Annotated in this window: 19 protein-coding genes; 3 read left to right on the top strand and 16 right to left on the bottom strand. The window is 66.6% G+C overall.

Going from position 1 to position 19,728, the window contains the following annotated elements:
* Window positions 1–11 precede the first annotated feature (11 nt).
* The 6 genes from RBB46_RS19320 to RBB46_RS19295 all read right to left on the bottom strand — a co-directional run bounded on the left by RBB46_RS19320 (window position 12) and on the right by RBB46_RS19295 (window position 4,713).
* Complete coding sequence (locus RBB46_RS19320; protein ID WP_306030660.1) at window positions 12–962, bottom strand: methyltetrahydrofolate cobalamin methyltransferase; 951 nt, start codon at window positions 960–962, stop codon at window positions 12–14.
* Window positions 962–1,858: a methylenetetrahydrofolate reductase gene (locus tag RBB46_RS19315; protein ID WP_306030659.1), complete on the bottom strand. Its 897-nt coding sequence runs from the start codon at window positions 1,856–1,858 to the stop codon at window positions 962–964. The genes RBB46_RS19320 and RBB46_RS19315 overlap by 1 nt, the downstream gene beginning before the upstream one ends.
* The gene (locus tag RBB46_RS19310; protein WP_306030658.1) at window positions 1,855–2,211 is read right to left on the bottom strand and encodes a virulence factor; all 357 of its coding nucleotides are present in this window, start codon (window positions 2,209–2,211) and stop codon (window positions 1,855–1,857) included. The genes RBB46_RS19315 and RBB46_RS19310 overlap by 4 nt, the downstream gene beginning before the upstream one ends.
* Window positions 2,212–2,522: 311 nt before the next feature.
* Window positions 2,523–3,170, bottom strand: coding sequence for a type B chloramphenicol O-acetyltransferase (gene catB / locus RBB46_RS19305; protein WP_306030657.1), 648 nt, complete (start codon window positions 3,168–3,170; stop codon window positions 2,523–2,525).
* 179 nt (window positions 3,171–3,349) lie between these two features.
* Window positions 3,350–4,000 carry a DUF1638 domain-containing protein gene (locus tag RBB46_RS19300; protein WP_306030656.1) on the bottom strand — a complete coding sequence of 217 codons (651 nt, stop codon included), beginning with the start codon at window positions 3,998–4,000 and terminating at the stop codon, window positions 3,350–3,352.
* A 5-nt stretch (window positions 4,001–4,005) separates the two neighbouring features.
* Window positions 4,006–4,713, bottom strand: a complete 708-nt coding sequence (locus RBB46_RS19295; protein ID WP_306030655.1) for a B12-binding domain-containing protein — start codon at window positions 4,711–4,713, stop codon at window positions 4,006–4,008.
* A 177-nt stretch (window positions 4,714–4,890) separates the two neighbouring features.
* Between RBB46_RS19295 and RBB46_RS23270 the strand changes: the two genes are divergently transcribed.
* Window positions 4,891–5,958, top strand: a complete 1,068-nt coding sequence (locus tag RBB46_RS23270; protein ID WP_336623182.1) for a methylglyoxal synthase — start codon at window positions 4,891–4,893, stop codon at window positions 5,956–5,958.
* 56 nt (window positions 5,959–6,014) lie between these two features.
* Here the strand turns inward: RBB46_RS23270 and RBB46_RS19280 are convergent, their stop codons facing one another.
* From RBB46_RS19280 to RBB46_RS19255, 6 genes are all read right to left on the bottom strand, one after another.
* Window positions 6,015–6,857, bottom strand: coding sequence for an oxaloacetate decarboxylase (locus RBB46_RS19280; RefSeq protein WP_306030654.1), 843 nt, complete (start codon window positions 6,855–6,857; stop codon window positions 6,015–6,017).
* Window positions 6,858–6,964: 107 nt separating this feature from the next.
* On the bottom strand, window positions 6,965–8,635 hold the full coding sequence (locus RBB46_RS19275; protein ID WP_306030653.1) for a formate--tetrahydrofolate ligase: 1,671 nt from the start codon (window positions 8,633–8,635) through the stop codon (window positions 6,965–6,967).
* Window positions 8,636–8,797: 162 nt separating this feature from the next.
* The gene (sseA, locus tag RBB46_RS19270; RefSeq protein ID WP_306030652.1) at window positions 8,798–9,640 is read right to left on the bottom strand and encodes a 3-mercaptopyruvate sulfurtransferase; all 843 of its coding nucleotides are present in this window, start codon (window positions 9,638–9,640) and stop codon (window positions 8,798–8,800) included.
* 46 nt (window positions 9,641–9,686) lie between these two features.
* Window positions 9,687–10,400, bottom strand: a complete 714-nt coding sequence (locus RBB46_RS19265; RefSeq protein ID WP_306030651.1) for an alanyl-tRNA editing protein — start codon at window positions 10,398–10,400, stop codon at window positions 9,687–9,689.
* A 94-nt stretch (window positions 10,401–10,494) separates the two neighbouring features.
* Complete coding sequence (gene cls, locus RBB46_RS19260) at window positions 10,495–11,946, bottom strand: cardiolipin synthase (protein ID WP_306030650.1); 1,452 nt, start codon at window positions 11,944–11,946, stop codon at window positions 10,495–10,497.
* Window positions 11,947–11,953: 7 nt separating this feature from the next.
* Window positions 11,954–12,994, bottom strand: a complete 1,041-nt coding sequence (locus tag RBB46_RS19255; protein WP_306030649.1) for a cysteine synthase A — start codon at window positions 12,992–12,994, stop codon at window positions 11,954–11,956.
* Between the two features lie 386 nt (window positions 12,995–13,380).
* Between RBB46_RS19255 and RBB46_RS19250 the strand changes: the two genes are divergently transcribed.
* Together RBB46_RS19250 and RBB46_RS19245 are read left to right on the top strand one after the other, a co-directional pair.
* A complete protein-coding gene (locus tag RBB46_RS19250) occupies window positions 13,381–14,028 on the top strand; it encodes a ChrR family anti-sigma-E factor (RefSeq protein WP_306030648.1) in 648 nt (215 codons plus the stop codon).
* 95 nt (window positions 14,029–14,123) lie between these two features.
* On the top strand, window positions 14,124–14,942 hold the full coding sequence (locus tag RBB46_RS19245; RefSeq protein WP_306030647.1) for an SDR family NAD(P)-dependent oxidoreductase: 819 nt from the start codon (window positions 14,124–14,126) through the stop codon (window positions 14,940–14,942).
* A 22-nt stretch (window positions 14,943–14,964) separates the two neighbouring features.
* Here RBB46_RS19245 and RBB46_RS19240 read toward each other — a convergent pair whose 3' ends face one another.
* From RBB46_RS19240 to RBB46_RS19225, 4 genes are read right to left on the bottom strand one after another with little or no spacing between them, the layout of a single operon-like run.
* The gene (locus RBB46_RS19240) at window positions 14,965–16,305 is read right to left on the bottom strand and encodes an MFS transporter (protein ID WP_306030646.1); all 1,341 of its coding nucleotides are present in this window, start codon (window positions 16,303–16,305) and stop codon (window positions 14,965–14,967) included.
* Window positions 16,306–16,308: 3 nt separating this feature from the next.
* On the bottom strand, window positions 16,309–17,538 hold the full coding sequence (locus RBB46_RS19235) for a cyclopropane-fatty-acyl-phospholipid synthase family protein (protein WP_306030645.1): 1,230 nt from the start codon (window positions 17,536–17,538) through the stop codon (window positions 16,309–16,311).
* Window positions 17,539–17,567: 29 nt separating this feature from the next.
* Window positions 17,568–18,422 (bottom strand): DUF1365 domain-containing protein, encoded by an 855-nt coding sequence (locus tag RBB46_RS19230; protein ID WP_306030644.1) that lies wholly within the window; start codon window positions 18,420–18,422, stop codon window positions 17,568–17,570.
* Window positions 18,419–19,723, bottom strand: coding sequence for an NAD(P)/FAD-dependent oxidoreductase (locus RBB46_RS19225; protein WP_306030643.1), 1,305 nt, complete (start codon window positions 19,721–19,723; stop codon window positions 18,419–18,421). Before RBB46_RS19225 ends, RBB46_RS19230 begins: the two co-directional genes overlap by 4 nt.
* Between the last annotated feature and the right edge of the window lie 5 nt (window positions 19,724–19,728).

Here is a 19,728-nt window from a genome sequence, read left to right as displayed (position 1 = left end):
ATTGCGCCTGCTCAGACGCTCGCCCGCCTGCGTCCCTCGCGCCCGCCGCGCCGTCCGGAGCCGCCGCCCGGAGCCGCCGCCGCCGGTCCGGCCTCCGTACCCGGCTTGTAGTCGCGATAGGTCATGATCCAGTCGGAACAGTTGGGGTCATTGCCGGTCAGGACATTGGCGCCGCGTACGGCCTCCATTTCCTGCGGACGACAGGGGTTCATGATCGCGCTGGTCATGCCCGCGCCGATCACCATCGGGATGAAGGCGGCATTGATGCCGTGCCGGTGCGGCAGGCCGAAGGAGATGTTGGAGAGGCCGCAGGTCGTGTTGACCTTCAGCTCCTCGCGCAGCCGGCGCAGCAGCTGGAACACCTGACGGCCGGCCGTTCCCATCGCGCCGATCGGCATGACCAGCGGGTCGACGACGATGTCATGCGCCGGAATGCCGTAGTCGGCGGCGCGCTGGACGATCTTCCGCGCGACCTCGAAGCGTACGTCCGGGTCTTCCGAAATGCCCGTCTCGTCATTGGAGATGGCAACCACCGGCACGTTGTACTTCTTCACCAGCGGCAGGATTGCCTCTAACTTCTCCTCCTCGCCGGTGACGGAATTGACCAGCGGCCGGCCCTTGGCGACCCTGAGGCCCGCCTCGATCGCGGCCGTCACCGAACTGTCGATCGACAGCGGCACGTCCACCAGCCCCTGCACGATCTCCAGCGTCTTGACCAGAAGCGGCGGTTCGGTCTCGTTCGGGTTGACGGCGGTGACGCCGGCATTGACGTCGAGCATGGTCGCGCCCGCCGCCACCTGCGCCAGCGCGTCCCGTTCCACCGTCGAGAAATCGCCCGCGGCCATCTCGGCGGCGAGCTTCTTGCGCCCCGTGGGGTTGATCCGCTCGCCGATCACGCAGAAGGGCTGGTCGAAGCCGATGATGATCTCGCGCGTGGCCGAGGCCACGATGGTTCTGGTCATTATTGCGCTACCTCTGCAGGAAACGGATGGGAGCCGGCGCCGGTATAGGACCAGCTGCCGCGGGCAGCGAGCCAGTCGGCGGTCTTGGTCAACCCGCCGAAGGGGAATACGTGGATCTGCTGGAGCTGGGTGTGCGGGCGCGTCTGCACGCGCGCTTCCAGCGGCGCCAGCATCGTCTCGGGGTCGTAGCCCGCGAGCATCGACACCACTGCTCCGCCGCGCTTCTTGAGGAAGGCGAGGGAGTTCTCGACACCGGCAAAGGCGGCGTACTTGATCAGCGTCGTCATCTTGGCCGGGCCGGCGACGCCGATATGGACGGGGAAGCGGTTGCCCCAGCCGGCGATCTCGTCGAGCCAGAGATTGACCTTGTGCGGGTCGAACCCGAACTGGGTGACGATGTGGAAGCGGGCATCGCTCTGCTCGGCAAGCTCGTGCTTGCGCATCAGGAACGCGCGGATCGTCTCGCGCGGGATGTCGGGCGCCCCCTCCGGGTGACCGGCAACGCCGATGCGCTCTATGCCGAGCCGGTCGAACAGGCCGGTCTCGATCATGTCGACCGAGGAACGGATCGGGCCGGGCGCGGGCGCCTCGCCGGCCACCGCCAGCACGTCGCGCACGCCGGCTTCCGCCACCAGCCGGGTCAACCGTGTTTCAAAGGCGGCGAAGGAAGCATAGCGGCGCGCCGCCATGTGCGGCACGGCGACGAGACCGGCATCGGTGACGCGGCGCGCGGCGCGGATGATATCGTCCTCGCCGACATTGCCGAGGTCGGTCAGATAGACCCTGGTCCCGGTCGGAACGAGCGACAGCAATTCGGGCTTGTCGACCACCTGGCGCGGCGACATTTCGGTCGAGGCGGCGAAGCAGCCCAGATGGTTCAGGCGGGGATCCGTCATGTCGCTTGTCCCGTATGCGAGGTCTCGGGGGAAGAGGAGCCGGCACCGTCCCGGGTCGTGTCGTGGCCCTGGGCCAGCACGAGAGCCTTGAGACGGTCGGCGGGATAGACGGCCAGCAGGTCGCGAAGCGCGATCTCCGCCTCTGCCTCCAGGTCGTCGCCGACGGGCTGCGGGTCGCCGCGCCGCCATTCGGCGAGATAGGCGTCGCTGTCCTTCGCGCCGACGCGCATGGCGCAGCGGTCGATCGCCTGGATGAACTGTTCGGGCAGTTCCCGGCGGGCGCTCTTTCGGCCGGCCTTGACCAGCACCTGCGCCGGTATGTCCCGCCAGTAGACGATGGTTTTCTGCGCCACGGCGCCGCTCCGAACACGCGTTCCGGCGCCGCCAACCGGCGCCTTTCAAGCATCATGATGCCTTCGCGCGCCAAGCTCATCGGTGCACAGACGACACGGGCGGTCCTGAAAACGACAGCGATGTCGCTGCGGTTATTCTTGGGTGCAAAGTATCCGCGCGTGGCTGGTCGCTTTTTCGCCGCATCCTGTTCCGGCGAAGACTGTAAAGCCGCAGACGGGGCGGAAAGGCGAAACGCCCGCCCGGACCTTTCGGAGCGGACGGGCGTGCAGAATGCGCCGCGATCGGGATGTCTTGGCCGCATGCGGCGGCGTCAGTCGGGTACAGCGTCTGCCGCCTCCGCCTTCCAGCGGGCATGAAGGCCTGCAATGTCGACGGAGCACAGGGTCCGGATTTCCCGCTCGATGCGCTCGATCGGCCAGTCCCACCACGCCATTTCCAGCAGCATCGCGATCTCCTCGTCGGAGAAGCGCTTGCGAATCTCGCGCGCGGGATTGCCGGCGACGATGGAGTAGGGGGCAACGTCCCTGGTGACGACCGCCCGGCTTCCGATCATCGCGCCGTCGCCGATGCGGATGCCGGGCATGATCAGCGCTTCCGCGCCGATCCACACATCGTTGCCCACCACCGTGTCGCCGGCCGGCAGATAGCCGAGCTCAGCATTGGCGAAGGCGGGTTCCTCGGACATGAAGAAGAACGGAAACGTGGAGACCCATTCCGGCCGGTGCCCCTGGTTGCCGGCCATCATGAAGGTCGCGCCCGTCCCGATCGAACAGAAGCTGCCGACGATCAGCCGGTCGACGTCGTCCCTGTCCGGCATCAGGTAGCGGGCGCAATCGTCGAACGAATGGCCGTGGTAGTAGCCGGAATAGTAGCTGTAGCGGCCGACGGCGATGTTGGGGTTCGTCACCTGCTCGCTGAGCAGCTTGCCCTTGAAGGGGGTCTCGAAAAAATTGGTCACGGAGATCGTCCTGTGTCGCGCGTCGCGAGAGGAAAAGGGCCAGGGTCCCTGGAACCGATGGTCGCGCGGAGCCTGCGGCTGTCGCCGCACCACCTGCCCTGGCCGTCGGGGAGAGATCTCTATCACGGGCCATTTCGGGCACAATGACGCATCTGCAACAGGTCCGGGGAAAGCGGAGGTCAGCCTGCCAGGCGCTTCAAGGTCGTTTCCAGCAACCCGTAGCCGGTCGGTCGGAAGTCATAGGCAAGGCCGAGCCGCTCGGCCGCGGCGCGCGCCCGCGCCTCGATGGACGGATCGGGGGCCTGCTCCAGGTAGAGCAGCCGCGTGTAGTTGCCGAAATAGGCGTCGCGCAGTTCGGGATGGTCGTCGAGGCCGAGCGGCCGCACGACCAGCGTCTCGAAATGGCGGGCAAGGAAATCGGTGAGATAGAAGGTGCCGGGCGCGACTTCGGCTTCCTGGTCGAAGATGTCGAGGCCGGCGAAGAAGGCGTAGCAATGGGCGCCTTCGATGCGCTCGACGCCTTCCTCGGCGATCACCTTGTCGAGCAGGCCGCCGGTGCCGCAATCGCCATAGCCCACGAGGATGCGGCGATAGGCGGGGCGTGCGGTGTGGATCGCCCGGCGCACGGCCTCGGGGATCTTTTCCGGGCGGTTGTGGAGCTGTGCCGGCAGGCATTGCAGCTCCACATGCGACAGCCCGTTGGCGCGGGTGACGGCGAGGATCTCGTTTGCCAGCGCGCCGCAGGCGATGACCAGCACTTTCTCGCAGGCAAGCGACGCATCCGCGAGGGATGCGTCGGCGATCCGGTCTGCCTGTTCGGCCGAAAGCATGGCCTTTATCCCGCGCGTGCCGCCAACTGGTTGTGCCGGCGGGCGATCAGTTCCTTGGCGAGTTCCACCGTCACGGCCGCGTCGCGTCCGTAGGCGTCGGCACCGACCGCCTGGCTGAACTCCTCGTTGAGCGGGGCGCCGCCGACCATGACGATGTAGTCGTCGCGGATGCCCTTTTCCACCATCGTGTCGATGACAACCTTCATGTAGGGCATGGTGGTGGTCAAAAGGGCGGACATGCCGAGGATGTCCGGCTTGTGCTCCTCGATGGCGGCCAGGTAGTTCTCCACCGGATTGTTGATGCCGATGTCGATCACCTCGAAACCGGCGCCTTCCATCATCATCGAGACGAGGTTCTTGCCGATGTCGTGGATGTCGCCCTTGACCGTGCCGATGACCATCTTGCCGACCTTCGGCGCACCGGTTTCCGCGAGCAGAGGCCGCAGGATGCCCATGCCCGCCTTCATGGCGTTGGCCGACATCAGCACTTCGGGCACGAACAGGATGCCGTCGCGGAAATCGACGCCGACGATGCGCATGCCCTCCACAAGGGCGTCCGTGAGGATCGCGTAGGGCGTCCAGCCGCGCTCCAGCAGGATGTTGACGCTCTCGACGATCTCGTCCTTGAGACCGTCATAAAGATCGTCATGCATTTGCTCGACGAGGTCTTCGTCCGACAGCGACCTGAGATCGAGATCGTCTTCTTCCGACATCCGGCGCTCCACTTGCGCGAGGGAAAGGCTCCATGCCCTACTGGGCCGGTGCTCCAAGTACACTGGTTTGAGCCGGCTCCCGTCGATATCTCCAATGCGACATGCGGAGTCGCGGGAGCGACAGGCGTACCGTGACGGGTGCCGATACAGGCCTGACAGACAGAAACGGAACCGGCGATGGCCTTCGACTTCATCTTCATGCTGACCGAGGACGACAGCACGGTTCCCGACGCCCGGGCGCGGCTGGAGGAGGTGTTGGCAGGTGGCGCCCGTCACATCGGCTTCAAGGATGTCGGCCTGCCGTTCGACGAACTGAAGGCTCTGGCGCGCGATATCCGCGAGGCGGGCGGACGCGTCTATCTGGAGGTGGTCAGCCTCGATGCGGAAAGCGAGTTGCGCTCGGCGCGCGCGGCCATCGGGCTGGAGGTGGACTGCCTGCTTGGCGGCACGCGCGCCGCCGAGGTCGCGCCGATGCTGAAGGCCCATCCGATCCGCTACTATCCGTTTCCCGGCGAGATCGTCGGCCATCCGAGCGTTCTTGCCGGATCGGTCGAAACGATCACGCAAAGCGCCCGCGCGCTCACCGAGCTGGAAAGCGTGCACGGTCTCGACCTGCTCGCCTACCGCTTCGCCGGCAACGTGCCGGAGCTGATGCGCAGCGTGTGCTCCGCCTGCGACAAGCCGGTGATCATGGCCGGCAGCATCGACCGGGCGGAGCGGATCGCCCAAGTGGCGGAAGCCGGCGCTGCGGGCTTCACCGTCGGCACGGCCGCGCTCAAGGGCCAGTTCGCCACCACGGAAGAGGGGCTTGGGGCCCAGGTGCGCGCCATCCTGTCGCTGACGCTCGCTGCCCGGCGCATGTCGACCGCGCCGCGGCGCATCGCGCTGGTCGCCCATAACGCCCGCAAGTCGCATCTTCGCGCCTGGGTGGCGCGCCACGCCGACATCCTGCGCCGTCAGAAGCTGATCTCGACGGGGGGCACCGGCGCCATGCTGCTCGACGCCGTGCCGGGCCTTGCCATCCAGCGGCTGCAGCGCGGCTCCCACGGCGGCGACCAGCAGCTCGGCGCGCTGATCGCCACGGGCGAGCTCGACGCGGTGGTCTTCTTCGCCGACCCGCATGGCCACCACGCCAGCGATGTCGACCTGATGGCGCTGACCCGGCTTGCCATCCTGCACGACACGCCGATCGCCTGTTCGCCGGCCGCTGCCGACCTCGTCGTTTCCGCCAGCCTCGGCGGGTGAGGGAGACACGCTCTCCCGTCATGCCGGGGTGAGGCGTCTACCCACTGGCTCGCCCCTCACGACCGGGTGGCGGGCCTTTCCTGAGACATCAACCGGCTGGCGACCGCGTCGGGAAGGGCATCGTCGGCATAGGTGAACGTGCCCGACGTTTTCACCTCCTCTGCCGCACGCATCAACGCCCCCAATGCGGCCCGCGCGAACGATCCTCCGACGCTGATGCGTTTCACGCCGGCTGCCGCCAGCTCCGCGAGGGAATAGCTCTTGCCCCTCAAGCCCATCACCACGTTGACCGGCTTGTCCACGGCGCCGCAGACCGTTCTGATCGCCTCAATATCGGGAAGACCGGGGGCGTAGAGGACATGCGCGCCAGCTTGCGAAAAGGCCTGAAGCCGCCGGATCGTGTCGTCGAGGTCAGGCCTCCCCCACAAGTGATTCTCGGCCCTTGCGGTCAGCACGAAAGGCAGGTCGCGGGCGGCTTCGGCCGCCGCCTGAACGCGCTCGACCGCAAGCGAAAACGCGTGGATCGGGGCATCCGGATCGCCCGTCGCATCCTCGATCGAACCGCCGACGAGGCCGACATCGCAGGCAAGGCGGATCGTTTGCGCACAGGTTTCCGGCGCCGGGCCGAAACCGTCCTCAAGGTCGGCGGAAACGGGCAGGTCCGTCGCGGCGACGATCTCCGCGGCATTCTCCAGGAGTTCCTCTCGGCCAAGCCCGGCAAAGGAATCCCGTTTTCCCTTCGAGAAGGCATATCCGGCGCTGGTGGTGGCAAGGGCGTCGAAGCCGAGGCTGGCCAGAAGGCGCGCGGAACCGGCATCCCACGGGTTGGGAATGATGAAGGCGCCGTCCTGCGCGTGCAGCGCCTTCAGTCGCGTGAATTTCTCCTGTTGCCCGGTCATGACCGTCCTCCTCCGGCTTGCAGTGCGAAGGAGTATAGCTGATAGGAACAAAAAGAGAACTTCAAGGTGTCGGAAATGTCCGGATACGCGGCTTCTCTCGCTCTCGTCTAGAACAGCCCCTCGATCTGGCCATTGTCGTCGAGCCGGATATGATTGGCGGACGGCACCTTGGGCAGGCCCGGCATGGTCATGATCTCCCCGCAGATGGCGACGATGAAGCCGGCGCCGGCGGAAAGCCGGACCTCGCGCACAGGCACCGCATGACCTTCCGGTGCGCCGCGAAGGCTCGGGTCGGTGGAGAAGGAATACTGCGTCTTGGCCATGCAGACCGGCAGATGGCCGAACCCGTCCGCCTCCCATTTGGCGAGCTGGTCGCGCACCGACTTGTCGGCGACGACCTCGCCCGCCCGGTAGATCTTGCGGGCGATCGTCTCGATCTTGTCGAACAGCGGCAGCGCGTCTTCGTAAAGGGGCGCGAAGCGGGCGGTGTCCGCCTCGACGATCTCGACGACCTTTTCGGCTAGCTTTTCCGTCCCGGCCGACCCGTCCGCCCAGTGCCGGCAGAGCACCGCCGCAACGCCCTGTTCGGCCGCATAGGCCTGGATCGCGGCCACTTCCGCATCCGTGTCGGAGACGAAGTGGTTGATCGCCACGACGACTGGTACGCCGAACAGGCGCAGGTTCTCGATGTGGCGGCCGAGATTGACGCAGCCGCGTGTCAGCGCCGCCACGTCCTCCTTGCCGAGCGCGTCCTTGCCGACGCCGCCATTCATCTTCAGGGCCCGGATGGTGGCGACGATGACGACGGCGGAGGGCGACAGGCCGGCCTTGCGGCACTTGATGTCGAAGAATTTCTCCGCTCCGAGATCGGCGCCGAAGCCGGCTTCGGTGACGACATAGTCGGCGAGCTTCAGCGCCGTCTTCGTCGCCATCACCGAGTTGCAGCCATGCGCGATATTGGCGAAGGGGCCGCCATGGATGAAGGCGGGATTGTTCTCCAGCGTCTGCACCAGGTTCGGCTGCATCGCCTCTTTCAGCAATACGGTCATTGCGCCGTCGGCCTCCAGATCGCGCGCCGTCACGGCGGTGCGGTCGCGCCGGTAGCCGATGATGATGTTGCCCAGTCGCGTCTGCAGGTCGGCAAGGTCGCCCGCCAGGCACAGGATCGCCATGATCTCTGAGGCGACGGTGATGTCGAAGCCGGATTCGCGCGGGAAGCCGTTGGCAACGCCCCCCAGCGAGGAAACGATCTGGCGCAGCGCCCGGTCGTTCATGTCCATGACGCGGCGCCAGGTGATCCGGCGCTGGTCGATCCCCAGCGCGTTGCCCCAGTAGATGTGGTTGTCGATCAGCGCCGCGAGGAGGTTGTGCGCCGAGGTGATGGCGTGGAAGTCGCCGGTGAAGTGGAGGTTGATGTCCTCCATCGGCACCACCTGCGCGTGGCCTCCGCCGGCCGCACCCCCCTTCATGCCGAAACAGGGGCCGAGCGAGGGTTCACGCAGGCAGATGGCGGCTTTCTTGCCGATCCGGTTCAGCCCGTCGCCGAGCCCGACGGTCGTGGTCGTCTTGCCTTCTCCGGCCGGCGTCGGGTTGATCGCGGTGACGAGCACCAGCTTGCCGTCCGGGCGTGGGGAGAGCGAGGAGATGAAGTCGGAGCGGATCTTGGCCTTGGTCGAGCCGTAGCTCTCCAGCGCGTCCGGCGGGATGCCGAGCCTGGCGCCGATCTCGGCGATCGGCCTCATGCGGGCTGCGCGGGCAATTTCGATGTCACTGGCCATGGTCTCAATGGTCCTCCCGGAACGGGCCGCCATCCTTGCCGGGCGACCTTCTATCGTTCGATTGAAAAAACCGATCCTAACGGGCGCGGGTGAGCGGAACTGTTTGCGATCCGACACGCGGTCGTCGCGCAATCGTCCTTTTCAGGCGCTTGAGGGAAAAGGTCAGGCCTCGCCGGTCGCAATCGGGGTGTCGTCGCGACCGCCCCATTCGGTCCAGGACCCGTCATAGACGGGCGCCTTGTCGTGGCCGGTGACGGCCAGCGCCAGCGACAGGATCGCGGCGGTGACGCCGGATCCGCAGGTGGTGATCACCGGGCGCGAGCGGTCGAGGCTGGCCGCGTCGAAGGCGCTTGCAAGTTCGTCCGCCGGCTTCATGCGGCCGTCGTCGAGAAGCTCGGTGAAGGGCAGGTTGAGCGCCCCCGGCATGTGACCCGAACGCAGGCCCGCGCGTGGTTCCGGGTCGGTGCCGGCGAAGCGGCCCCGCGAGCGCGCGTCGAGCACCTGGGCACCGCTCGTCAGGGCCTGTGCCACCTTGTCCAGATTGGCGACGAGGCCGTTGTTGAGCCTTGCGGTGAAATGCCGCTCGCCGCGCGGGGGTGGCGGCATGTCCTCGATCGGGTGGCCTTCCTCCCGCCATTTCGGCAGGCCGCCGTCGAGGACGAACACCTGCTCCACGCCCATGGCGCGGAACATCCACCACACGCGGGCAGCGGAATAAAGCCCGACCCCGTCGTAGACGACGATGGTCTGGCCGTCGCCGATGCCCAGGCGGCGCATCATCGAGGAGAAGACATGCGCCGGCGGCAGCATGTGCGGCAGGTCGCTCGTCGTGTCGCTGATGGCGTTGACGTCGAAGAAGATCGCGCCGGGAATATGGCCGTCCCGGTACTCCGGCTCGGCATTCGGCTTGCCGACTGGCGGCAGCCAGGCATTGACGACGACGATGTCTGGGGAGGCGAGCTTTTCCGCCAGCCACTGTGTCGAAACGAGAGGGGAAAGCGCCATGGTTCTGCCTCTTGTGGGAACGGTCGGGCCGGCCTGACGTTGCGCGTCAGTCCGCCAGCTTGATGCGGACACGGCGATTCTGCCGGCCTTTTTTCTCGATCTTGGTGACGTCGAGCGGCCCGATCTCGGCCGTCTGGCCGACATGGGTGCCGCCGCAGGGCTGCAGGTCGACATCGCCGATGCGGATGAGCCGCACCCGGCCCGAGCCCATCGGTGGCTTGACGCTCATCGTCTTGACCATTTCCGGCCTGGCCAGCAATTCCTCGTCGGTGATCCAGTCGGATGTGACGGCATGGTCGGCGCCGGCGATCTCGTTGACCTTCGCCGCGATCTCGTCCTTGTCGAGGGCGGCCTCGGGAATGTCGAAGTCGAGCCGGCCCTCGCCCTCGCCGATCTGCCCGCCGGTGACCGGGAAGGGCAGAACGACGGACAAGAGGTGCAGCGCCGTGTGGACCCGCATCAGGCGGTAGCGCCGCTCCCAGTCCAGATGCAGCACCACCGTGTCGCCGACCGCCGGCAGGGCGGAGCCTTCCGCCGGCACATGGACGATCTGGCTGCGATCCTCGCCATAGACGGTGGTGGCGATCTCGATCTGCTGCCCGTCGGCAAGCTCGATCCGGCCGTTGTCGCCAGGCTGGCCGCCACCGGTCGCGTAGAAGACTGTCCGGTCCGTGACCACGCCGCCGCGCTCCGTGATGGCGGTTACCCGCGCCTCGCAGCTGCGCAGATAGGCATCGTCGCGAAAGAGCAGTTCCGTCATGTGGCAGTCCTCGATGATTCAGGCCGGAGCGCCACCCTATCCGATCGGCAAGGGCAATCAACTGCCGCAGGCTCCTGCGAAAACTGACGCAACGTCACAAAATCGGGGAGAACAGCCGTGCCGCCTGGGCGATGAAGCGGAAGGCGAAGGAGCGCACCGCAAGGTCCTGCGCCGTCGTCGCGCGGCTCTGCTTGAAGTCTCGGGTCAGCATCTCGGCAACCTTGCCGATCGTGCGCTCATGCGTGAACCACAAGGTGATCTCGAAATTGATCCGGAACGAGCGGGCGTCGAAATTGACCGTGCCGATGCCGGCCAGCGCGTCGTCGACGAGAATGACCTTCTGGTGCAGGAAGCCGGCCGTGTAGCGATAGATCTTGATGCCGTGGTCGACCATGTCGTCGGCATGGGCGTAGCTGGCCAGCCACACCAGCCGGTGATCCGCCTTCTCGGGGAGCAGGATGCGCACGTCGACGCCGCGCATGGCGGCGGCAAGCAGGGCGGTCTGCATCGCGGCTTCCGGGACGAAATAGGGGCTGACGATCCAGAGCCTCTCGCGAGCCCGCGAAATGGCCTCGGAGAACGCGATGCCGCAATCCTCGAACGTATCCGCAGGCCCCGTCGGCATCACCAGCACCGGCTCGTCGCCCGGTTGCGGGATCGGCACCGGCAGGAAGGGGCGGATCGGCGTTCCCGTCGCCCAGTGCCAGTCCTCGCAGAAGGAGAGGGCGCAGGCGATGGCCGAGGGGCCGTCGACACGCACATGCGTGTCGCGCCAGTGGCCGAAATCCGCCGAGAGACCGATATATTCATCGCCGACATTGTGCCCGCCGACCCAGGCACTCTGTCCGTCGACGACGACGATCTTGCGGTGATTGCGGTAGTTGAGGCGCATCGGCCCGGTCACCCGCAGCCACTTGTGCCGCTGGTTGAAGCCGGCAACCCTGACGCCGGCCTCGCGCAATCTTCGCCGATAGCTGCGCGGCAGGCTCTTGCTGCCGACATCGTCATAAAGCAGATGCACGGCGACACCGGCCCGCGCGCGTTCGATCAAGGCATCGGCGAAGCGCCGGCCCAGCCCGTCGTCGCGGATGATGAAGAACTGCACCAGCACCTCGCGGCGGGCGGCGGCGATGCCGGCGAGAATGGAATCGAACGTGTCGGGCCCGTCGATCAGCAGATCGACGCTGTTGCCGGCTAGGAACGGGATCTGCGCGATGCGGGTGAGCACCGGCCAGCTGGTGCTGGTCTTGGCATCGGCCAGCCGCAGTTCCCCCGCGCGTGCTGCCCGGGTGGCCCGTCCGGCATAGGCGCGCACCTCGCCGTAATCCTCGAAGCGTTTCCAGCCAAAGACGAGATAGAGGAAGGCGGTCGGGAACGGCAGGAACAGAAGCGACAGCAGCCAGGCGATCGAGCCTTGCGCGGTGCGCGAGTTCAGCACTTCCCGCACGGCGCAGACAGCCGCCAGCGCGTAGAGCGCCAGCGTGAAGGCCGCGATGATCGGCAGGTTGGCGACGAAGGCTTCGGCGAGGTCGACGTCACGCAGCATGAACGGATCAGACCGCTTCTTCGAACGGTGCCGTGATGCCGCTGGACCGCTCCAGCCAGGCCGGCACCGGCAGGTTCTTGGAGCGCAGGAAATCCGGGTTGAACAGCTTCGACTGGTAGCGGGTGCCGTAGTCGCACAGGATCGTCACGATCGTGTGGCCCGGTCCCATCTCGCGGGCCATGCGGATCGCGCCTGCAACGTTGACGCCGGTGGAGGCGCCCATGCACAGGCCTTCGTGCTCGAGCAGGTCGAAGACGATCGGCAGCGCTTCCTCGTCGGGGATCTGGAACGGCATGTCGACGGGCGCGCCCTCGAGATTGGCGGTGATGCGGCCCTGGCCGATGCCCTCGGAAATGGACGAGCCCTCGGCTTTCAGCTCACCATGGGCATAATGGTTGAAGAGCGCGGCTCCCATCGGGTCGGCGAGGCCGATCTTGATGTCCTTGTTGAAGCCCTTCAGCGCCATGCCGACGCCGGCTAGCGTACCGCCGGATCCGACCGCGCAGATGAAGCCGTCGACCTTGCCGTCCGTCTGGCGCCAGATCTCCGGGCCCGTCGTCTCGACATGCGCCTGCCGGTTGGCGACATTGTCGAACTGGTTGGCCCAGATCGCGCCGTTCGGCTCGCTCGCTGCCATGCGCTCGGCGAGGCGTCCGGAGAGTTTCACGTAGTTGTTGGGGTTCTTGTAGGGGACGGCGGGAACCTCGACCAGCTCGGCGCCGGCCAGCCGCAGCATGTCCTTCTTCTCCTGGCTCTGGGTCTCCGGGATGACGATCACGGAGCGATAGCCGAGCGCGTTGCCGACCAGCGCCAAGCCGATGCCGGTATTGCCCGCCGTGCCTTCGACGATGACCCCGCCGGGCCGAAGCGCGCCGCGCGCCTCCGCGTCACGGATGATGAAGAGCGCCGCGCGATCCTTGACCGACTGGCCGGGATTCATGAACTCGGCCTTGCCGTAGATATCGCAGCCGGTCAGCTCCGATGCGCGGTTGAGGCGGATGAGCGGCGTGTTGCCGATCGCGTCGATCACGGAGGTCTTGATGTCCATCGGTCGTCTCTGGTCCGTTCGAAGGGGGAGCTGGGTTCCCGGTCCGCGATGGTCCGGCACACCCTGCAAGGCTGGCCGAAAGGGTAGGTGGCGGGAGGGGGGGCTTCAAGCGATCCCGTGCCATTTGTAAGGCTGTCGTTGATAATCCTTTCGGCCCTGTTCTGCAAAGTTGATCGATAAATCACCAAAGTGGACATAGGCTTGGAATATGATGTTTTCGCTGATCCGCGACGCTCCGCCCATCGTAGCATGATACGGGAAAGCCAAATACCGCGCCGCTGCAAGGCCGTTTGCGGAATTGGCGCGAGCCTCATTGTCGGCTAAGACGGGCCCGGCACTCAGCTGTCCCCGCAAGGGCCGCGTGCCGTGACGAAGGTTGAAACGGAATGGACGAGAGACAGGAACATTTCGACGCGTTGCTGGCCGGATATGTAGCGGGAACGCTTGCCGAGCCCGCCCGCCTGCTCGTGCGTTCCCATCTTGACCTGTCGCCCGTCAATCGCGGTTTTGTTCGCGATCTGGAGGCGACCTGCGGGTCTATGCTTGAGGGCGTTGCGCCGATGTCGCTCGAAAACCGAGATGCGATGCTGGCCGCGATCTTCGACACGCCGCTCGGCGAACGTATTGCCGCTCCGCCCGCGCCGCCGCGTGACACCCGCCTGCCGGCGGCGCTCGCCGATTTCATCGGCAAGGACATCGCCGACCTTCCCTGGAAGACCAAGCTGCCGGGCCTGCGCGAATACAAGGTCGCGGAAATGGATGGCTGCACGGCGAGCCTTTTGTGGATCCGCGCGGGAATGGCAATGCCGACCCACACCCATCACGGCACCGAACTGACGCTGGTCGTCGAGGGTGGTTTCAGCGACGGCGAGGGGCACTATGTGCGCGGCGACGTCGCCTATGCCGACGATCATGTCGACCACCGTCCCGTCGCGGACGAGGGCGAGGACTGCATCTGTTTCGCCGTCACTGAAGGCAGTCTGCGCCTGACCGGCCCGATCGGCCGCTTCTTCGCGCCCTTCCTGCGCGGCTGAGATTTTTTGCCCCTCAAAGGCTCTGTGTTTCTCGCCTCCCGGCGATCCGCTCGCGTTGCAGCCCGTAGAACGGGTAGGAAACGACAGGAGCGATCATGAGCGAAGCTGACGCGACCCTCCGCGCCGCACGCCCCGGGGACGGCATTGCCTGGATCACCGGCGCCAGTTCGGGCATTGGCGAGGCGCTGGCGGAAAGGCTCGTCGCGCTGGGCTGGAAAGTCGCGGTGACGGCGCGCTCGGCCGGGCCTCTCGAAGCGTTGCGCGCGCGCGCGGCGGGCGGCGCCGGCGAAATCCTGGTCATGCCCGGCGACGTGACGGATGCCGGGCGCATGGCCGCGATCGTCGCCGAACTCGAGGCGGAGCACGGCCCCGTCGCCCTTGCCGTGCTCAATGCCGGCGTCTACCTGCCGGTCGACGGCACCGAGCCGGATCTCGCCGCATTCCACACCTCCTTCGATGTCAACCTGAAGGGCACGGCCAACGCGCTGGTGCCACTGGTCGAAGCGATGAAGCCGCGTCGCCGGGGTCAGATCGCGCTCGTCGCCTCGGTCGCCGGCTACAGCGGATTGCCGACCTCCGCCGCCTATGGCGCAACCAAGGCCGGGTTGATCAATCTCGCCGAGGCGATGAAGTTCGACCTCGACCGTCTCGGCATCCTCCTCCAGGTGGTCTCGCCCGGTTTCGTCGACACGCCGGCGACGAAGGACAATCCCTTTCCCATGCCGCATCTGATGCCGGTTGGCGAGGCGGCCGACGCGCTGATCGACGGCCTTGCGGGAACCGCCTTCGAGATCACTTTCCCGAAACGTTTCACCCGCCAACTGAAATTCCTGAGGCTGTTGCCCTACCGGCTGTATTTCCCGCTGATGGCGCGCTCGACCGGATGGTCGCGCAAGCCCGGCCCAAAGGACTGATCAGTGACTGGCCGGCGGCTGGTCAGCCTGTCTGGCGGGCAAGCCGCGCGGCGAGTTCCGCATGTTCCTTCGCCCCGAGCGGGAAATTCCACATGAGGGCGATGGCGGCAAGCTTCAGCACCACCGGCACGATTGCGTAGAGCGCCACCAGCGCGCCGATGCCGACCGTGTCCGCCGCGGCTGGGTCGAAACCGGCAAGCCCCAGCAGGGGAAAGGCAAGCCCGACGGCCAGAGCCAGCGACAGTTTCGTCGCAAGCCCCCAGAGCGCGAAATAAAGGCCCGAGCGCCGCGTGCCTGTCGCCATCCTGTCGACATCGATGACATCGGCCTGGATGGCCGAGGGCAGGGCGAGATCCGCCCCGAGCGCCAGTCCCGTCAGCACGCAGATCACGGCAAAACCGGCAAGGTCTCCGGGCCCCAGCAGCGGCACCAGCGCGAAGACGGCGCAAGCGCCAAGCATCGCCACGCACCAGGCGCGGTGTTTGCCGATCCGGCGGGAGACGGCAAGCCACGACGGCACGCCGGCGACGCCGCACAGGAAATAGAGGAACAGGAACGGTCCCTGCATGTCCGGGGCGGCGAGTGCCCTTGCGACGAAAAACAGGAACAGCGTCGCCGGCAGCCCGTTGGCAAACCCGTTGAGGACGAACGCGGCGAGAAGCCGCACGAACGGGCGATTGCGCGTCACCTGCCGAAATCCGTCCGCCAGTGGCGGCAGTGCGGCGCCGGTGTCGCGCGGCTCCGGCAGGCGCCAGACCGCGACGAGCGTCAGGCCCGGGAGAGCGACGGCGACGATCAGCGCCAGCACCTTGAGAGCCGTCGCCTGGCCCGGTGCGCCGAGCGCTTCGGCGATGGCGGGCACCGAGACGGCGATCAGCGTGCCGACAAGCACCATCCCCTCGCGCGCGCCGGCGATGCGGCTGCGGCCATGATAATCGTCGGACAGTTCCGCCCCCCAGGCGGTGTAGGGAATGATCGAGGCCGTGTAGCCGAGCGACAGCGCCAGCCCCCAGAACAACAGGTAGCCGCCGCCTGCGCCCTCGGGCGGGGTCAGGATCATGTAGGCGGCAAGCGCCGCTGGCAGGCAGGCGGCGAGGAACCAGCCGCGCCTGCGCCCGAGCGGCGGGCGGTAGCGGTCGGCAAGAAGGCCGATCAGCGGATCGGAGACCGCATCCGCCAGCCGGACCGCGAGCAGGATGGTTCCCACCAGGGCCAGCGGCAGGCCGACGCTCTCGGCATAGAATGTCGGCAGGATCACGTAGAGCGGCAGCGTCAGCGCCGCCAGCGGCAGGGCCGGACCCGCATAGGCGGCGAGGCTCGCGCGCGTCAGTCCCGCGCGCGTCAGTCCCGCTCCTGCCGCCACGTGTCAGGACGCCTTCACGTAGATCATCTGGCGCACGTCGATATTGCCCGACCGGAAACCGGCCTCGCAGTAGTGGAAATAGAATTCCCACAGCCGCTTGAAGCGGTCGTCGAAACCCAGCGGGCTGATGCGCGGCCAGGCCGCCCAGAAGCGCTGCCGCCATTCCTCCAGGGTGCGCGCATAGTCATGCCCGAAGATCCGCTCGGCGGCGAGCTTGAGGCCCGTCCGCTCGCCCAGGTCGGCAAGTGCGCCCGGTGGCGGCAGCATGCCGCCGGGAAACACGTGACGCTGAATGAAGTCGGGTGTGCGGCGGTAGTCGTCGAACAGCGTGTCCTGGATGGTGATGATCTGCAGCCCGGCGCGGCCGCCGGCTTTCAGGCAGCCGGCCACCTTCTGGAAGTAGGTCTGCCAGAACTGCTCGCCGACCGCCTCGAACATCTCGATCGAGGCAACCCGGTCATACTGGCTGGTCTCGTCGCGATAGTCCTGGAGCTTGACGGTAACCCGGTCGTTGAGGCCCCCGTCCTGCATTCGCTTGCAGGCAAAATCGTACTGTTCCCGCGATATGGTCAGCGCGGTGACCTTGGCGCCGATCTCGCCGGCGACATACTCGGCGAACCCGCCCCATCCGCAGCCGATCTCCAGCACGTGGTGGTCCGGGTTGATTCCGGTTTCCTCCGCCAGCGCCCGGTACTTGCGCCGCTGCGCCTGTTCCAGGTCGTTGACGCCGCCGTCATACAGCGCCGAGGAATAGGTCATCGTCGGGTCGAGCCATTCCTTGTAGAAGGCATTTCCGAGATCGTAATGGGCGGAGATGTTGCGCCGCGATCCCGTCCGCGTGTTGCGGTTCAGCCAGTGGCGCACGCGGATCATCATGCGGAACAGCGGGCTGCCGCGCAGCATGTCGGCGGTGGCGTCGCGGTTGCGACAGAACAGTTCCAGGAACGTCGTAACGTCGGAACTGGTCCATTCGCCCATCATGTAGCTTTCGCCCACACCGATGTCGGAGCCGCTCAGGAGGCGGCGGATGAAGCGCCAAGAATGGATCTTCACATCGGCATCGGGGCCGGGTTGCTGGCCCTGGACCAGGAACAGCCGGCCCTCAGGCGTTTCGATCGTGAGCGAGCCGACCTTCAGGTTCAGCGCGACACGCATGCCGAGCCGGGCGAGCCGGGGAAGTCCGGCCAGTGCCTGGCGGGCATTGTCGGGAGTGAGTGCAATCGCAGTCGACATGTCAAACCTCGTCACACAGCCGGGGCGCGTCAGACCCTGGGGATCGCAGTGTTGCGCAGTACGGTCCTTGGACGTCGTGACGGCGAGTGGAAGGGGGCCCCTTTCAACCAGAGTTTGGTGGCCTCCCAATGGATGCCACCGATTATCTTGAGTGTCATGAACGGGATTTTCAAGCAGAGCGAGAGGATGGTTCTGCTTGTCGCCTCCCGGCGCCGTCCCGCGAAGGCGGCCGAAAGGAGGGGGCCCTCGGCATCGCTTTCCAGGATGCGCACGCGCACGGCCTCGCCCGGCGGCAGCACCCGGAAGGCGTAGGTCTGGGTCATGTCGATGAAGGGCGAGACATAGAAGGCCTTGGCCCGCGTCTGCCGAACTCCCTCGGGGCCGAGCTGGCCGGGGCGTACGGGTTCCACATAGGTGTGCAGGTCGCCGAACGTGTTGCGCACCTCGTAGATGACGGCGATCAGGTCGTTGTTTTCGTCATAGGCGAAATAGACCGACAGCGGGTTGAAGACATAGCCGAGGATGCGCGGATAGCACAGCAGCAGTACCCGCGCCGGCGGCGTCGCGATGCCGCGCGCGGCAAGCTGCGCGTCGACATGGGCGCGCAGGGAACTGCCGTCGCGCGGGCCGTGGTCCGCCTCGCGGAAGGACATCAGGTTGAAACGCCCGATGGAAAAGAGCGGCGAGATCCTGCCTGCGTCCGCCAACCTGTCGATGTCGACGAGCAGGGTGAACACGGAATAGCTGAAACGGTGACCGAAGGGCTTCAACCGGGCATGCATCACGGTGCCCGGGTAGAGCTGTGCCGCGGCCGGCGGCGGACCGCCATTGTCGGCCATCGTCGTCGCGGACATCGCGGTTGTGCGGTGCCGGTTGCCGGTCATTCGGCTGCCTCCGCCATGCGCGCCACGCCGTTGTCGTCGAGGCGCCAGGGTATCTCGCTGCCGATCGCCTCCGCCGCGGCGAGGCCGGATGTCAGGCCGTCCTCGTGGAAGCCGTATCCGCACCAGGCGCCGCAGAACCAGGTGTTGCCCGCACCCTGGATCTGCCCGAGCGCCTTTTGCGCGGCGATCGCGCCGGCATCGAATTGCGGATGATCGTATTCGAACGTGGCAAAGGTGAGGTCCTCGCGCGGGCGCTCGACCGGATTGAGGCTGATGAACAGGGGCTTGTCGGCGGGCAGGTTCTGCAGCCGGTTCATCCAGTAGCTGACCGAGGCGTCGCGATAGGGTGCGCCGGGATCGCTCGATGCGAGATAGTTCCACGACGCCCACACGCGTTTTCGGCGCGGCATCAATGCCCGGTCGCGATGCAGGTAGACCTGGTTGGGCCGATAGCGGACCGCACCGAGAATGTTGCGTTCCTCGGGGGTGGCATCCGCGAGCATGGCCAGCGTCTGGTCGGTATGGGCGGCCAGCACCACGCGGTCGAAGACATCCTCGTTGCCCTTCGTGTCGACGACGTGCACCTGCTCGCCGCGACGCGTCACGCTGGCGACGGGGGTTGCCAGGCGCACCTTGCCGGCAAGCGGAGACAGCAGTCGCTCGACATAGCTGCGGCTGCCGCCGGAAACGGTGCGCCAGACCGGCCGGTCGCGATGCACCAGGCGGTGGTTTTCGAAGAAGGCGATGAAGTTTTCCGCCGGGAAAGCCAGCATGCGGGCCGGCGGGGTCGACCATATGGCGGCGCCCATCGGCAGCAGATAGTCGCTGGCGAACTCCCGCGAGAATCGGCGCTTGGCGAGATAGTCCTGCAGCGACAGGCCGCACAGGGCGCCGGCGGCGCGGTCCTCGATGCATTGCCGGTTGAAGCGCAGGATCTCCCTCAGCATCCACATGAAGCGCGGCGATACGATGTTCCGGCGCTGGCCGAAGACGGTGTTGAGCGTGTCGCCGGACCATTCCCGCAGGCCGCCGTCGAGCGAGAAGGCAAAGCTCATGTCGCTTGCCTCCGTCGCAACGCCCAGATGCCCGAACAGGGCCGTCAGGTTGGGATAGTTGAGCTCGTTGTAGACGATGAAACCGGTGTCGACGGCCATCGGCGTGCCGTCATAGTCGATGTCGACGGTGGCGCTGTGGCCTCCCGGCCTTGCACGCTTTTCGTAAAGGGTGACGTCGTGTCTCTCGCTCAGGGCCCAGGCGGCGCTGTTTCCGGCGATACCGGAACCGATCACGGCAATGCGCATTGCGT

Origin of the sequence: Stappia sp. MMSF_3263 (assembly GCF_030733745.1) — a bacterium.
In the GTDB taxonomy this organism is placed as follows: domain Bacteria; phylum Pseudomonadota; class Alphaproteobacteria; order Rhizobiales; family Stappiaceae; genus Stappia.
The sequence above is the reverse complement of the archived record's forward strand: the minus strand, read 5'-3'. Positions and strand labels throughout refer to the sequence as shown.